Origin of the sequence: Klugiella xanthotipulae (assembly GCF_006716695.1) — a bacterium.
Taxonomy (GTDB): domain Bacteria; phylum Actinomycetota; class Actinomycetes; order Actinomycetales; family Microbacteriaceae; genus Klugiella; species Klugiella xanthotipulae.
Map to the genome: position 1 here is coordinate 561,142 of NZ_VFPN01000002.1, position 14,242 is coordinate 575,383.

Below are 14,242 nucleotides of genomic sequence, written 5' to 3' on the forward strand. Positions count from 1 at the left end.
CTTTCGGGTGCTGGGGTGAGGGGCGGGAGAAGGGGGCTGGGGATGCGCGGCGGGTCTAGCGTGCGAGCGCCCGCCACCCACCGCGGAAGAACAGCAGCGGTGCCCGCCCGGTCTCACCGACACTCTCCTCGGCCCCGAAGCTCTCTACCCGGCCCACGATCAGCACGTGGTCGCCACCGTCGTACTGCGCCCAGGGGGTGCAGGTGACGTAGGCGAGGGAGTCGGCCAGACGCGGGGCCACACCGTCAACGACCCACTCAACACTGTGATCGTCCTGCGGCCGACCGGCGAAGTGCCAGGCGGTCGCGTTCTGCGAGTCGTGCAGGATGTTAATGGAGAACGGCGTGTCGGGTAGGCGGACGGCGGCCCCGCTGGAGCGCATAAACGAGACGAGTACGAGCGGCGGGTCCATCGATACGGAGGTGAACGAGTTCACGGTGGCCCCGTAGGTGGTGCCCGCATGCTCGTAGGTCACCACGGTGACCCCGGTAGCAAACTGGCCGAGAGCGCCGCGCAGAGCGCGGGTGTCGAGCGGGGCCGAGGGCGCAGCGGCCGGGGCGGTAACCGGCACGGGGCCGGGGGCGATGTGAACAGACATCATTGTCTCCTCCTTCGTTGTGGCGGGCGATGCCCTCAATCTACGGCGGAGTGGCCGGGGAATGTTGGGCACGAGCGCCCGGAAGATGGTCACGAGCGCACGGCGCGGGCCGCCCGTCGCGCCTCTGCGGCCGCGGTTTTGATCGCCCCGGTCTCCCGGAACTCGCGGTCGCGGTCATCCTGGCCGTCCTGGCGTAGGGAGGAGCCGAAACGGTCTCTCATGAGCAGAATGGCCACGATGCCCACAGCCGTCACCCCGGCCAGGTACGCCGACACCGAGAGGGTGGTTCCCGTGCGCTGCACGAGCGCCGTGGAGATCATCGGAGCAAACGCACCACCCAGGATGGCCCCGAGAGCGTAGGCGAGCGAGGACCCCGAGTAGCGCACACGGGCGGGGAACGTCTCGCAGAAGAACGCCGCGATGGGTCCGTAGGTAAAGCCCAGGCCCACCGAGAGTACGAGCAGCGCGACCAGAATCATCAGCACCGACTGCGTGTTGATCAGCCAGAACATCGGGAACACCCAGATCAGGGTGAGCACAAAACCGATCAGGTACACCCGGGTGCGGCTGCGGATCCGGTCGGAGAGGTGCCCCGCGTAGAGTGTGCTGAGCAGCCAGACCACGGAGGATGCGCTCACGCACAACAGGATCGTGGTGCGGTCCATCCCCAGTTCGGCGGTCGTGTACGACAGCACGTACCCGCCCGTGACCATATAACCCACGGCGCTGTTGGCAGCGAAGGTGAGGGCGGCCAGCAGCACGACTTTCCAGTGCTTCTGCAGCAGCTCTACCAGGGGCATCCGCGACTGGGCTTTGCTCTCGGTCAGTTCTTGGAAGACGGGGCTCTCGCTCACCCGGTAGCGCACGAGAAAACCGACCGCGATCATCACGATGCTCAGCAGGAACGGCACGCGCCAGCCCCAGCCGAGGAACTGTTCCTCGGTGAGGGTGCCCGTCATGACGGCCAGCACCGCAGTGGCCAGCAGCATACCGAGGGGCACCCCCAGTTGGGGGTAGGCCCCGTAGCGACCGCGCGCTCCGTCGGGGGCGTGTTCGACCGCCATCAGGGCGGCCCCGCCCCACTCGCCGCCCGCCGAGAATCCCTGAATCACGCGCAGCAGCACGAGCAGGATGGGGGCCGCGAGGCCGATCTGGGCGTAGGTGGGCAGCACGCCGATGAGCACGGTTGCGAGGCCCATCAGGAGCAGTGTCATGACGAGCATCGCCCGGCGCCCCAGGCGGTCACCCAGGTGGCCGGCCACGATGGCACCGATGGGGCGAAACAGGAAGCTCACGCCCACGGTGGCGAACGAGACGATGATGCCGGCCTGGGCACCCAGCGGCTCGAAGAAGAGCGGGGCAAAGACGAGTGCGGCGGCGTTCGCGTAGATGAAAAAGTCGTACCACTCAACCGTGGTGCCCACGATTGTTGCGGCGGCGACGCGGCGCTGTTCGCGCCCCGTGCGGGTATCGAGTGTTGTCACGAAAGACTCCCTTGTCTCGGTGATTCTGGGGTGGGGTGATTCTGGGATGCGGTCCCGGGCCTCTCGGTCCCGGTAGCGGGTCAAAGTTTCAACGTTGATAACTTCCCGAGTAATCGTATACGATATTAGATATAAACGGCAAGCACGTCGCATCACCGCACATATCCCCGGGAACCCACCGGCAATAACCCCGACACCACCGCCAGCAGCACAGCGGCACCCACGAGACGAGGACGTCATGACGAGCATCCCCCACCCGGACATTGACCCGGGGAAGATCATCGCCGTTCACCTGAACTACCGCAGCCGCGCCGAGCAGCGCGGCCGCACCCCCGCACTCCCCTCCTACTTCATCAAGCCCAGCACCTCGGTGTCCCGCACGGGCACCCCGCTCGAACGCCCCCTTGGCACCGAACTTCTCGCGTTTGAGGGCGAGGTGGCGCTCATCATCGGCCGCACCACGCGCCGCGTCAGCCCCGAGGAGGGCTGGGCCGCCGTCTCCGGCATCACGGCGGCCAACGATTTTGGCCTCTACGACCTCCGCGTCCCCGACAAGGGTTCCAACCTGCGCTCCAAGGGGGGCGACGGTTTCACCCCTCTCGGACCCCACGTCATCCCCGCGGCGGAGGTTGATCCCGCCCGGCTGCGCGTGCGCACCTGGGTCAACGGCACCCTCGCCCAGGAGGACACCACGGGCGAGCTACTCTTCCCCTTCGGTCAGCTCATCGCCGACCTCTCACAGCTGATCACACTCGAAAAAGGCGACATTATCCTCACCGGAACACCCGCCGGATCGAGCGTTGTGGTCCCGGGCGACACGGTCGAGGTTGAGGTGGATGCCCCCCACTCGCCCGGCGCACCCCGCACCGGCCGCCTGGTCACCCCCATCACCGAGGGAACCGTCCCCTTTGGTGCTTTCGGGGCTGGCCCGCAGGTTGATGACACCCAGCGCGCCGAGGCCTGGGGCAGCGCCGAGGCCGCGGGACTAGCCGCCGACGAGCCCTTCCTCACCGCCGAACGCATCGCGCGGATCAACTCGGTGGGCACGGCCACGCTGAGCGCACAGCTGCGCAAACGCGGCCTCAACAACGTCTCCATTGACGGCCTCACCCCCACCCGCCCCACCGAACGCCTCGTGGGCCGGGCCCGCACCCTGCGCTACATCGCCAACCGCGAAGACCTGTTCCGCGAACACGGCGGCGGCTACAACGCGCAGAAGCGCGCATTCGACTCCCTCACCCCCGGCGATGTGCTCGTGATCGAGGCCCGCGGCGACCGCACCACGGGCACCCTGGGCGATATCCTCGCCCTGCGCGCCCGGGTACGCGGCGCGGTGGGGCTGATCACCGATGGCGGCGTGCGCGACCTCGCCCTCGTGGCGGCGATGGACATCCCCACCTACCACGGTGGCGGCCACCCGGCCGTGCTCGGCCGGCGCCACGTCCCGTGGGAGGTGGACACCACCATTACCTGTGGCGGGGCGGCCGTGCAACCCGGCGATATTATCGTGGGCGACGCCGATGGCCTCCTCGTGATCCCCGAGCACCTCGTTGACGAGCTGGTAGCCGACTCCATTATTCAGGAGGACGAGGAAACCTTTATCGCCGAACAGGTGGCCGCGGGGCACGGCGTGGATGGCCTGTACCCCATGAACGCTTCCTGGCGGGAGGCCTACACCACCTGGAAAGAGACCCGCGGATGACCAGCACAACCCTCAGCAAAGCCCAGCGCGCCTACCAGCACCTCCGGGAGGAGATCGCCTCGGGCGGCTACGCCCCCGGTCACCGCCTGGTGCTCGACCAGCTCGCCCGCACCCTCGACATGAGCCCCGTGCCCGTGCGCGAGGCCCTGCGGATGTTGGAGGCCGAGGGCCTGATCGAATACCAGCGCAACGTGGGGGCCACGGTCTCCGTGATCGACACCGTGGAGTACCACCACACGATGCAGACGCTGAGCATTATTGAGGGTGCCGCCACGGCGCTCGCCCTGGGCAGCATCACGCCGGAGGATATCGAAACGGCACGCGCCGTCAACGAGCGGATGCGCGCCGCCCTCACCGACTTCGCCCCGGCCCTCTTCACCCAGCTCAATCACGAGTTTCACTCGGTACTCTTCGAGCGCTGCCCCAATCCGCACCTGCTCGACCTGGCCCGCAAGGGCTGGGAGAACCTGGCCAGGCAACGCGAGACCACGTTCTCGTTTGTGCCGGGGCGAGCCGCGCAATCGGTCGGAGAGCACGACAACATCCTGCACCTGATCGAGACCGGGGCCCCGGCCGATGAGGTTGAGAAGGCCGCGCGAGCCCACCGCACCAACACTCTTGAGGCGTTCCTGGCGCACCGGCCAGACCCGCTGCACTGACCCTCCGTCCCCCTCCCGCGAGCAACGATGCCCGCCCCAGCAGTAAGGACCCACCATGAAATTCCGCAGTAATCCGCACCAGATTCGCGGCTCGATTGCCCCCCTCATGACGCCGTTTACGGCCGAGGGTGCCGTTGACCACGACGCACTCCGTAACCTGGTGGAGTGGCAGCTCGCCTCGGGCTCGCACGGCATCTCACTCGGTGGGTCCACGGGTGAGCCGAGCGCACAGACCGTTGCGGAGCGGGCCGAGGCCATCCGCACGGTCGCCACCGCCGTGGGCGACCGGGTGCCGTTCATGCCCGGCACCGGCTCCGCGAAACTCGACGAGACCATCGAGCTCACGGCGGCAGCTCGTGACGCCGGCGCGGATGCCGCGCTCATCATCACCCCCTACTACTCGCGCCCCACCCAGGAGGCCCTGTATCGCTGGTACACGACGGTGGCCCAGGAGTTTCCCGACCTGCCCATCGTGGCGTACAACGTGCCCAGCCGCACGGCCGTGGATATCGCCCCCGAGACCGTCGCCCGCCTGTTCCGCGACCTCGACAACTTTGTTGGGGTGAAGGAGACCACGAAAGACTTTGAGCATTTCTCCCGGGTGCTTCACCTGTGCGGTCCCGAACTTCTTGTCTGGTCGGGCATTGAGCTGCTCTGCCTGCCCCTCCTTTCGCTGGGCGGCGCGGGCTTCGTCAGCGCAACAGCCAACATCGCCCCGGCGGCCACGGCACAGATGTTCGAGGCGGCCGAGGCGGGCAACCTCGAATTGGCCCGAAAAATTCACTACGGCCTGCACCCGCTCGTTGACCTCCTTTTCGTCGAGACCAACCCGGCCCCCGGCAAGTGGGTGCTGGAGCAGCAGGGGCTCATCAACTCCGGGCATGTCCGCCCACCGCTGATTGCCCCCACCGAGGCCGGGCTGGTGCAGATCAGGAGCCTGCTGGCGGCGGGGTCCGACTACCTCACCTCCCCCGAGGGCTTTGTTATTAAGGGAGCATAATCATGGCACAGCACTACATTCCCGAGAATCTGCCCACGCACATCCAGCACTACATTGGCGGAAAATTCGTCGATAGTGTGAACGGTGCCACGTTTGACGTGCTTGATCCCGTGTCAAACCAGACCTACGCGACCGCTGCGGCCGGGCAGCGGGAGGACATCGCTCTCGCGGTCGCCGCCGCAACCACCGCCTTTCGTGAGGGACCCTGGCCGCGGATGAAACCACGCGAACGCTTCCGGGTGCTCAACCGGATCGCCGACGCCGTCGAGGCCCAGGATGCCCGGCTGGCCGAGCTTGAAACCTTCGACACCGGCCTGCCCATCACCCAGGCCCTCGGCCAGGCGCAACGGGCGGCCGAAAACTTCCGTTTCTTCGCCGATCTGATCGTGGCCCAGCGTGACGACCTCTACAAGGTACCCGGTACGCAGATCAACTACGTGAACCGCAAGCCCATCGGGGTGGCCGGCCTGATCACCCCCTGGAACACGCCGTTTATGCTGGAAAGTTGGAAGCTCGCACCCGCACTCGCCTCGGGCTGCACGGTTGTGCTCAAACCGGCCGAGTTCACCCCGCTCTCCGCGAGTCTCTGGGCCAGCATTTTTGCGGAGGCGGGGCTGCCTGAGGGGGCCTTCAACCTGGTCAACGGCATCGGGGAGGAGGCGGGCGACGCGCTCGTGAAGCATCCGGAGGTTCCCCTCATCTCGTTCACCGGCGAGAGCAGCACGGGCCAGCTGATTTTCCGCAACTGTGCCGAGAACCTGAAGGGTATGTCGATGGAGCTGGGCGGCAAATCCCCGGCAATCGTCTTTGCCGACGCCGACCTCGACGCCGCCATCGACTCCACACTTTTTGGGGTGTTCTCACTCAACGGCGAACGCTGCACGGCGGGCAGCCGGATCCTGGTGGAGCGCGCCGTGTACGACGAGTTCTGCGAGCGCTATGCGGCCCGCGCGAAGAACATCGTGGTCGGCGATCCGCACGACCCGGCCACGGAGGTGGGCGCGCTCGTGCACCCGGAACACTACGCCAAGGTCATGAGCTACGTGGAGATCGGACGCACGGAAGGCCGCTTACTTGCTGGCGGGGGGCGGCCCGAGAACCTCCCCGAGGGAAACTACGTCTCACCTACGGTGTTTGCGGATGTGTCTCCCGAGGCCCGCATCTTCCAGGAGGAGATCTTCGGCCCGGTCGTGGCGATCACACCGTTTGACAGCGACGAGGAGGCGCTACGGCTCGCCAACGGCGTGCGCTACGGCCTGGCCGCCTACGTGTGGACCAACGACCTGAAGCGGGCCCACACCTTCGCGCAGGCAATCGACGCGGGCATGGTCTGGCTCAACTCGCACAATGTACGCGACCTGCGCACCCCGTTCGGCGGGGTGAAGGCCTCCGGCCTCGGCCACGAGGGCGGCTACCGCTCGATTGACTTCTACACCGACCAGCAGGCCGTGCACATCACCCTCGGGGCCGTGCACACCGCCCGCTTCGGGGCCGCTAGCCCCGCCGAACCACAGAAACCCGGATGCGCGGAGCTCGCCCCCCGATCACCGCGCATCCGGTACCCACCCCCTAGGAAAAGGACAATTCAATGACGAATGGCATCATTCCCACCCCCACGGCGACCCCACCGGACATTCTGCGCTGCGCCTTCATGGAGTTGGTGGTCACCGACCTCGCCGCCTCCCGCGAGTTTTACGTGGACATCCTCGGGCTCGTTGTGACCGAGGAGTCGGACACCGAGATCTACCTGCGCTCCCTGGAGGAGTTCATCCACCACAACCTGGTGCTGCGCCTGGGCCCCGTGGCCGCGGTTGCGAGCTTCTCGTACCGGGTGCGCACCCCCGAAGATGTTGATCGAGCCGAGGCCTACTACCGCGAATTGGGCTGCCGGGTGGAGCGCCGCGCAACCGGCTTCGTGCGGGGCGTGGGTGACTCGGTGCGCGTGGAGGACCCGCTCGGCTTCCCCTACGAGTTCTTCTACCAGGTGGACCATGTGGAGCGCCTGGCCTGGAACTACGAACTGTACGGGGCCGGAGCGCTCGTGCGCCTCGACCACTTTAACCAGGTGACCCCCGATGTGCCCCGCGGCCGCACGTACATGGAGGAGCTCGGTTTCCGAGTGACCGAGGACATCAAGGATGAGGACGGGGTGACCTACGCCGCATGGATGCACCGCAAGGGCACCGTACACGACACCGCGCTCACCGGTGGCGACGGCCCGCGGATGCATCACATAGCCTTCTCCACCCACGAGAAACACAACATCATCTACATCTGCGACAAGCTCGGCGCGCTGCGCAAATCGGACACCATCGAGCGCGGACCCGGCCGCCACGGCGTCTCGAACGCGTTCTACCTGTACCTGCGCGACCCGGACGGCCACCGCGTAGAAATCTACACCCAGGACTACTACACGGGGGACCCGGATAACCCCGTGGTCACCTGGGATGTGCACGACAACCAGCGCCGCGACTGGTGGGGCAGCCCGGTGGTGCCCAGCTGGTACACGGATGCCTCGCCGGTGCTTGACCTGGACGGCATCCCCCAGCCGATTGTGGCTCGTGAGGAACCGAGCGAGATGGCCGTGACGATTGGGGCCGACGGTTTCTCCTACACCCGCAAGGGCGAGGATATGCCCGAGTACAAGCTGGGGTACCAGCTGTAGCCCACGCACACCAGCCGCACGTAAACGAGCCCTCTGCATCTCCCCCCAACCGATGGGGATGCAGAGGGCACCGTTGTGGGAGGCCCGCGCCTGCTGCGCGTGCAGGTATTAGATGTGCTCGGCGGTGGCCTGCGCGGCGGCGGGCACGAGGACGTTATCGCTCGGGAGGGCCGGAGAGGCGACCGGAGCGTCCGCGGTGACGCTGGGGGCACGGCGCGTACCGAAGAAGTATCGGAGCAGGAGCAGCACGCCCAGGAAACTCCCGCCGTTGGTGAATAGCACGGTGGTGATCTGAAGATCGCTGTGTAGCCATGAGTAGCAGCACACAGACAGAAGAAGAGCCCCGGCGATCAGCCAGAGCACGGAGGGCCGGGTAATGAGGTAGTTTTTCATGGTTTCCCTTGCACGAAGGGCCCTGAGCGGCGCTGCGGGGCCAAAATTATCCGTCAACAGAAACATATAAATGGCTTTTGATTAAGTCACGCGATCGCGGAAATACCGGCGACATCTACAGAAAACATTATAAGAAATCCGCTATTTAATGTAGACACTCTACACATCGGCCTCTTCGAGCACCGCGCCCGCCGCGGCCAGCTCCCGGAGCGCCGCGACACTCGTTGCGGGGGCCACCCCCGCAACGAGGTCGGTGAAGACCCGCACCTGCTGGCCCGCAGCGAGGGCATCCCGGGCCGAGGCCAACACGCAATAGTCGGTGGCAAGGCCCACAACATCCACAACGGTAATGTCATTGGCGGCGAAAACCTCGTTCAACGTCGAACCGTCGGGAGCCACCCCCTCAAACGCCGAGTAGGCGGGCACTCCCATACCCTTACGCAGGTGTACGTCGATGGGCTCCAGGTTGAGCAGGGGGTGGTAGTCGGCACCCTCGGTACCCACCACACAGTGCTCCGGCCAGGTGGTCGAGAAGTTAGGCACCTCACCCCGCACGGCAAAGTGACCACCGTTGTCACTACCGGCCGTATGCCAGTCGCGGGAGGCAACCACGAGGTCATACTCACCCACGCTCGCCGTCATCAGCCGGGTAATCCCCGACGCGACAGCCGCGCCGCCATCCACCGCAAGCGCACCACCCTCGGCAAAATCGTTCTGAACGTCAATGATGAGCAAGGCCTTAGCCATAACGGGTCTCCATTCGCACAGGGATAACTCGCGCCAGCCTACTCCCCCGGGTACACGAGCCCCACCTCCGCGCGAACCCGATCGAGGGTGCGCATCACGGCAATGGACTCACCGGGCGTGATGAGTTCACACTCGGTTTCGCCCGCCTCAATCAGGCGGGTGACCTCGACGGCTTGGAGACCGCGGCCCGTACCCGTGACGAGCGAGATGAACTTGTCGATCTCCCGATCCTCCCGGTCGTACACCGTGAAGCCGGTGGGCTGGTACCAGACGCCCTCGATCTCGATGCGACCCTCCGTGCCGAGGATGCTCGCGCGGTTGGGGCCGCGGGTGTCGCTGGCCGACAGGCTCGTGGCGATGCGGCCATCCTGGTAGCCCAGGATCGTGGCGACCTGGGCATCCGCCCCCGTCTCCTTAAAAATTGCTGTGGCCTGCACGGTGTCGGGCTCGCCGAAGAGGTCGTGGGCACACGAGACCGGGTAGACGCCCAGGTCGAGGAGCGCTCCGCCGCCGAGGGCCAGGTTGTTGATGCGGTGCTCCGGGTCCGCGGAGAGGGCCTGGGTGTGGTCGGCCATGAGCGTGTGCACGTCGCCGATCATCCCGCTCGCGATGATCTCGCGGATGCGCGCCATATGCGGCAGGAACCGGGTCCACATGGCCTCGACCACGAGCAGGGAGCGCTCCCGCGCGACCTCGACAACCTCGGCGGCCTGGGCCGCGTTGAGCGCAAACGGCTTCTCGACCAGGATGTGTTTACCCGCCCGGAGCGCGAGCAGGGCGTGCTCGTGGTGGAACGGGTACGGGCTCGCGATGTAGACCACATCCACATCGGGGTCGGCCACAAGATCTGCGTAGTTTCCGTGGGTCGCGGGGATACCAAACTCCCGGGCAAAAGCGCGGGCCCGCTCCGCATCGCGCGAACCGACGGCGTGCACCACGAGGCCCTCGGCGATGAGGTCGGCGACCACGATGCGGGCGATACCGCCCGGGGCCAGGACACCCCAGCGAATGGTGCGGGACATAGTGCGACTCCTCTCGTTTCTGGCCAGCACGGGGGTGCGCGGCGGCCCTTTCCGCAATGCTAGGGTATTCTGCGCCCGAGGGGCTGGACCGCGCTGGTACGCTGGCCCCACTCCCCCACCCTCTCCGAACATCCACACGCACCATCCGCACGCCCACGGCCGCACCGCCAGGAGAACGCCATGACCCTCTCAACCAACAGCATCTACGTGGACGGCAAACTTGCCCACACCGCCGAGACGCTCGACGACACCTTCCGCTTGCTGCGCGAGAACCGAGGGATGGCCTTCATCGCCCTGGACCGGCCCGCCGAGCACGAGCTCATCTCGGTGGGTCAGGAGTTTGGTTTACACGAGCTGGCCGTCGAGGATGCCCTGCGCGGCCACCAGCGTGCCAAGCTGGAACGCTACGCCCACACCCTCTTTGTGGTGCTGCGGCCCGCCGTCTACGTGGACGAGGATGAGCGCGTGGAGTTTGGCGAGCTCCACCTGTTTGTGGGGCCCAACTTCTTCATCAGCGTGGTCAAGGTGGACCCGGGGGACAGCGGGTTCGTGCGGCGCAGCCTCAGCCGGTTGGAGCGCAAACCCGAGCTTCTCGCGATGGGCCCCCAGGCGCTGCTCTACGCGCTCTTCGACGAGGTGGTTGACGCCTACACCCCCGTAACCAACGGGCTAGAGGAAGACATCGACCAGATTGAGGAGCAGCTCTTTGCCGGTTACCCCGAGGTCTCGCGGCGCATCTACGAACTGTTCAGCGAGGTCGTCGAGTTTCAGCGCGCCACCCGCCCCCTGCTGTCGATGCTCGACGCGCTGCTGCGTGGGGCCGACAAGTACCAGGTGCCCGTGGAGTTGCAGCGCCGGTATCGGGATGTTCGTGACCACGTCATCCGGGTCATTGAACGTTCCGAGTCCTTCCGCTCGCTCCTGCAGAACGCACTCACGGTCAACGCGACGCTCGTGGCGCAGCAACAGAACGATGTGACCAAGCGCATCTCGGCCTGGGCCGCCATTCTCTTTGCACCCACGCTGATCGGGGCCATCTACGGGATGAACTTCGATCACATGCCCGAGCTGCACTGGGAGTACGGTTACGCACTGGCACTCGTGGGGATGGGCCTGCTGGGTGGGGGTCTCTACGTGGCCTTCAAGTGGAAGCGGTGGCTCTAAACCCTGAGTACCGGCCCCCAGGGTACCCCGGAGCTGCCTTCTGGCCGCATGAAGGGTAGGGTGCGACCAGAAGGCAGCCTCTGCCGGGGGCAGAGTTTCTGCCACGGCACCCCGGAGCTGTTAGGGCGGCTCGACGTAGGCACAATGACAGATCTTAGAATAGCACCCTCAGTTAACCATATTAAATATATTTCGTTTCTCTGAGGCTAGATGTTTTTCCACTGCACGGAAAAATGCTTGCGAGCATAATTCGTAAGATTTTGACCTCCTGTGACTCTCTCCAGACGTGCCACTCCTGTGGTTTCGCGGAGTTTTACCGCGCACCTCCGCGATATGTCCAGTCCTCTGCGACCGGATCGCGACAGATTACCGCCGCGCCGTTCGCCGTTGTGACTGGAGATCACCGTGACGAGCAGGGCGTTTGCCGAGGGGCAGGGCATCCCGCTCTGCACGCCGGTAGACGCGTGGGACAGAACATCTCACCCGAGCGCGCACGAGCGGGTGTAACCGCATTCACTATCGCGTTTTAGTCTTTCGACTTGCGCACTAGTGTGGATTGCGTAGTAGTGTGGAGTCCGTTGATAGGAGACACATGGATACCACTCAATTGCTCAAGGGGGTGCTCGACGCCGCCGTGCTGGCGGTCACCCGCCACGAGGACGGCTACGGCTACGACGTTGTGCGCCGACTGCGCGCCGCCGGCCTCAGCGAGGTGGGGGACGCCTCGGTGTACGGCACCCTGCGTCGGCTCTACACCGCCGGGGCGCTCTCCACCTACGTGGTGCCCTCCGAGGGCGGACCGCACCGCAAGTACTACGCGATCACCCCCGAGGGAAAACGGATGCTCACCGAGCAGCGCACCAGCTGGCAGAGATTTGCCGACACCCTCAACCTTCTGCTGGCGGAAACACCGGCCCCCCTCACCGATCCACCCAGCCAGATCACCACCGCGAGCCACCCGGGCTCACCCAGCCACACCGAGGACAAGTCATGACTACTGAGAACGCACCCCGCATCCGGGAATTTGCCGATGCCGTTCGGGCGGCGCTCGGCGACCTCGCCCCCGAGGTGATCACCGAGCTCACCGAAGGGCTCGAATCCGACCTCACCGACCAGGCCGCCGACCTGGCCGCCACCCCGGAGGCCCAGCAGCTCACCCTGGACGACGCCGTCGCCTACGCCAACGAGTTGCGCACCGCCGCGGGACTGCCCGAGGCGGCACCCGCCACCGACGTGACGGCCGAACGGCGACCGCTACGGGAGCTGGGCACCTGGGCACGTGACGTGCGGGCGACGTGGGCCGCGAGCATCCGCTCGACACCACTCGGAAACGGGACACTCGACTTCCTGGTGGCGCTGCGGCCCCTCTGGTGGGTGCTACGAGGAACCGTCATCTTTTTTACCCTGGCGGTCATGGCAGAGGTCGGCCTGGGGTACTTTAACCGGGGCTACTGGGTGGCCTGGGCGGCGTGGCTCGTCTGCGTGGTGGTGAGCGTGCAGTGGGGCCGCGGGCACTGGTTGTGGCGGCGTTGGATGCGCAAACTTCTCGTCCTGGTCAACGTGTGCAGTGTGCTCGCACTGCCCGCCGTGACCGGCTACGCCACCTCACGCTTGATTCCGGAAACCGTCTCCATCTCCACCAACGGCGGCGGTCTCTGGCTGGACGACCGACAGGTGCTCAACATCTTCCCGTACGACGCCGAGGGCAACCCGCTCGACAATGTGCAGCTGTTTGACGAGACCGGTCAGCCGCTATCCACCACCCCGGGTGGCGACAGCACCATGAGTATCGGCAACACCTTCTACGACGGAGATATGGTCGAGTACGGATTGGTGACCTACGGGATTGAGAACGGCAACAGCGTGTGGAACGTCTACCCGCTGCGAGAGGCCCGCCTCAACGGGATCGGAGAGATCGGCTCCACCCCCGAGAAAGCCGCCCGTCCGTTTGAGCGGACCAACTCACTACCCAGCGCCAACACGGAGGACCCGGACGACCCCGCGCAGCCCACCGAGTCGCCGGCACCGACCGCAACCCCGGCACCGACCGGCACCCCCACCCCCGGCAGCACCGACGAGAACCCGGAGGACAAGGGATGATCGACGCAGCCCACCTGCCCGGCGACCTCTTCACCACCCCGGGAACGGAGGTCATCCACCGCAGCATCACGGCCTCGGAGGTGTTGCCGCGGGCATCCCGCTCGCTGATCGTGGCCGCGTGGCCGGCGGAGGAACCCAGCAACGGCGGAGCCTAACCCCCTTTGCCCCGCCTGCCGCCGCCTGCCGCTCACACAGCGCTCCGGGTGACTTTTCCTCACAGTTCGACGAAATAAACGTCGATCTGTGAGGAAAAGTCACCCGGAGTGGGGCAGGGCAGAGCGGAGCGGGCGGCGGGCGGGGCTAGCCGACCTTGACGAGGTTGTAGACGACGAGGTAGTCGTCGGCGGGTTTACTGAGGACGAGGGTGGCGTTGATCGTGTCGTTGCTGAGGGAGTAGGTCGTGATTCCCCCCGCCTCGCTCTCACCGATCACGGTGTAGCCGTTGTCGGTGAGCCGCGTGACGGCGGCCTTCTGAGCGGCGGCATCCTTCACCGCCACCGAGAACGACCAACCGTTGTCACCCGTGGTGACAGCGTTAGAGACCTCCCCCTCGGCCGCCGGAAAACTCGCCGGTAGACCCTCAGGCAGGCCACTATCGGCCGCGGTGCAGCCCGCGAGGGCCCCACCCGCCAGCAGCGTGACGGCCAGGGCCAGCGCGGCCGGAACAGTTCGAACGTTTCTCATGGTAGACATCCCCTTTGTATGACG

At 66.1% G+C, this 14,242-nt stretch carries 15 protein-coding genes; 9 read left to right on the forward strand and 6 right to left on the reverse strand.

Translation table 11 applies throughout. The features are described from left to right. Positions 1-55: 55 nt before the first annotated feature. Together FB466_RS08630 and FB466_RS08635 are read right to left on the reverse strand one after the other, a co-directional pair. Entirely contained in the window at positions 56-601 is a 546-nt protein-coding gene (locus FB466_RS08630; RefSeq protein ID WP_211344790.1) for a flavin reductase family protein, read from the reverse strand. A gap of 86 nt (positions 602-687) precedes the next feature. After that, a complete protein-coding gene (locus tag FB466_RS08635) occupies positions 688-2,082 on the reverse strand; it encodes an MFS transporter (RefSeq protein ID WP_246054591.1) in 1,395 nt (464 codons plus the stop codon). A gap of 238 nt (positions 2,083-2,320) precedes the next feature. Here FB466_RS08635 and FB466_RS08640 point away from each other — a divergent pair, with 238 nt between their 5' ends. The 5 genes from FB466_RS08640 to hpaD are packed head-to-tail and all read left to right on the forward strand — an operon-like array spanning position 2,321 to position 8,108. Beyond that, on the forward strand, positions 2,321-3,784 hold the full coding sequence (locus tag FB466_RS08640; protein ID WP_141917640.1) for a fumarylacetoacetate hydrolase family protein: 1,464 nt from the start codon (positions 2,321-2,323) through the stop codon (positions 3,782-3,784). Next, positions 3,781-4,443: a GntR family transcriptional regulator gene (locus FB466_RS08645; protein ID WP_141917641.1), complete on the forward strand. Its 663-nt coding sequence runs from the start codon at positions 3,781-3,783 to the stop codon at positions 4,441-4,443. Before FB466_RS08640 ends, FB466_RS08645 begins: the two co-directional genes overlap by 4 nt. 55 nt (positions 4,444-4,498) lie before the next feature. After that, complete coding sequence (gene dapA, locus FB466_RS08650) at positions 4,499-5,443, forward strand: 4-hydroxy-tetrahydrodipicolinate synthase (RefSeq protein ID WP_141917643.1); 945 nt, start codon at positions 4,499-4,501, stop codon at positions 5,441-5,443. 2 nt (positions 5,444-5,445) lie between these two features. Continuing rightward, positions 5,446-7,035: a 5-carboxymethyl-2-hydroxymuconate semialdehyde dehydrogenase gene (hpaE, locus tag FB466_RS08655; protein WP_141917644.1), complete on the forward strand. Its 1,590-nt coding sequence runs from the start codon at positions 5,446-5,448 to the stop codon at positions 7,033-7,035. After that, on the forward strand, positions 7,032-8,108 hold the full coding sequence (gene hpaD / locus FB466_RS08660; protein ID WP_141917646.1) for a 3,4-dihydroxyphenylacetate 2,3-dioxygenase: 1,077 nt from the start codon (positions 7,032-7,034) through the stop codon (positions 8,106-8,108). Before hpaE ends, hpaD begins: the two co-directional genes overlap by 4 nt. Positions 8,109-8,216: 108 nt before the next feature. Here hpaD and FB466_RS08665 read toward each other — a convergent pair whose 3' ends face one another. The 3 genes from FB466_RS08665 to FB466_RS08675 all read right to left on the reverse strand — a co-directional run bounded on the left by FB466_RS08665 (position 8,217) and on the right by FB466_RS08675 (position 10,270). Next, on the reverse strand, positions 8,217-8,501 hold the full coding sequence (locus tag FB466_RS08665; protein WP_141917647.1) for a hypothetical protein: 285 nt from the start codon (positions 8,499-8,501) through the stop codon (positions 8,217-8,219). A 159-nt stretch (positions 8,502-8,660) separates the two neighbouring features. Then, positions 8,661-9,248 (reverse strand): isochorismatase family protein, encoded by a 588-nt coding sequence (locus FB466_RS08670; protein ID WP_141917649.1) that lies wholly within the window; start codon positions 9,246-9,248, stop codon positions 8,661-8,663. A 38-nt stretch (positions 9,249-9,286) separates the two neighbouring features. Then, positions 9,287-10,270 (reverse strand): Gfo/Idh/MocA family protein, encoded by a 984-nt coding sequence (locus FB466_RS08675; protein WP_141917650.1) that lies wholly within the window; start codon positions 10,268-10,270, stop codon positions 9,287-9,289. Positions 10,271-10,450: 180 nt separating this feature from the next. Between FB466_RS08675 and FB466_RS08680 the strand changes: the two genes are divergently transcribed. The 4 genes from FB466_RS08680 (at position 10,451) to FB466_RS13495 (ending at position 13,689) form a co-directional block, all read left to right on the forward strand. After that, on the forward strand, positions 10,451-11,434 hold the full coding sequence (locus FB466_RS08680) for a magnesium and cobalt transport protein CorA (RefSeq protein ID WP_141917652.1): 984 nt from the start codon (positions 10,451-10,453) through the stop codon (positions 11,432-11,434). 592 nt (positions 11,435-12,026) lie between these two features. Next, on the forward strand, positions 12,027-12,428 hold the full coding sequence (locus tag FB466_RS08685) for a PadR family transcriptional regulator (protein ID WP_141917654.1): 402 nt from the start codon (positions 12,027-12,029) through the stop codon (positions 12,426-12,428). Further along, positions 12,425-13,534, forward strand: coding sequence for a hypothetical protein (locus FB466_RS08690; protein WP_141917656.1), 1,110 nt, complete (start codon positions 12,425-12,427; stop codon positions 13,532-13,534). Before FB466_RS08685 ends, FB466_RS08690 begins: the two co-directional genes overlap by 4 nt. After that, positions 13,531-13,689 carry a hypothetical protein gene (locus tag FB466_RS13495; protein ID WP_170206084.1) on the forward strand — a complete coding sequence of 53 codons (159 nt, stop codon included), beginning with the start codon at positions 13,531-13,533 and terminating at the stop codon, positions 13,687-13,689. Before FB466_RS08690 ends, FB466_RS13495 begins: the two co-directional genes overlap by 4 nt. A gap of 145 nt (positions 13,690-13,834) precedes the next feature. Here FB466_RS13495 and FB466_RS08695 read toward each other — a convergent pair whose 3' ends face one another. Then, positions 13,835-14,218, reverse strand: coding sequence for a hypothetical protein (locus FB466_RS08695; protein ID WP_141917658.1), 384 nt, complete (start codon positions 14,216-14,218; stop codon positions 13,835-13,837). Positions 14,219-14,242 lie beyond the last annotated feature (24 nt).

Bases quoted from the DNA above. Each gene is read 5' to 3' on its own strand.
- dapA (WP_141917643.1), top strand. From the start codon at position 4,499: ATGAAATTCCGCAGTAATCCGCACCAGATTCGCGGCTCGATTGCCCCC.
- FB466_RS08670 (WP_141917649.1), bottom strand. From the start codon at position 9,248: ATGGCTAAGGCCTTGCTCATCATTGACGTTCAGAACGATTTTGCCGAG.
- FB466_RS08695 (WP_141917658.1), bottom strand. From the start codon at position 14,218: ATGAGAAACGTTCGAACTGTTCCGGCCGCGCTGGCCCTGGCCGTCACG.
- FB466_RS08665 (WP_141917647.1), bottom strand. From the start codon at position 8,501: ATGAAAAACTACCTCATTACCCGGCCCTCCGTGCTCTGGCTGATCGCC.
- FB466_RS08675 (WP_141917650.1), bottom strand. From the start codon at position 10,270: ATGTCCCGCACCATTCGCTGGGGTGTCCTGGCCCCGGGCGGTATCGCC.
- FB466_RS08680 (WP_141917652.1), top strand. From the start codon at position 10,451: ATGACCCTCTCAACCAACAGCATCTACGTGGACGGCAAACTTGCCCAC.
- hpaD (WP_141917646.1), top strand. From the start codon at position 7,032: ATGACGAATGGCATCATTCCCACCCCCACGGCGACCCCACCGGACATT.
- FB466_RS08640 (WP_141917640.1), top strand. From the start codon at position 2,321: ATGACGAGCATCCCCCACCCGGACATTGACCCGGGGAAGATCATCGCC.
- FB466_RS08685 (WP_141917654.1), top strand. From the start codon at position 12,027: ATGGATACCACTCAATTGCTCAAGGGGGTGCTCGACGCCGCCGTGCTG.
- FB466_RS08690 (WP_141917656.1), top strand. From the start codon at position 12,425: ATGACTACTGAGAACGCACCCCGCATCCGGGAATTTGCCGATGCCGTT.
- FB466_RS08645 (WP_141917641.1), top strand. From the start codon at position 3,781: ATGACCAGCACAACCCTCAGCAAAGCCCAGCGCGCCTACCAGCACCTC.
- FB466_RS13495 (WP_170206084.1), top strand. From the start codon at position 13,531: ATGATCGACGCAGCCCACCTGCCCGGCGACCTCTTCACCACCCCGGGA.
- hpaE (WP_141917644.1), top strand. From the start codon at position 5,446: ATGGCACAGCACTACATTCCCGAGAATCTGCCCACGCACATCCAGCAC.
- FB466_RS08630 (WP_211344790.1), bottom strand. From the start codon at position 601: ATGATGTCTGTTCACATCGCCCCCGGCCCCGTGCCGGTTACCGCCCCG.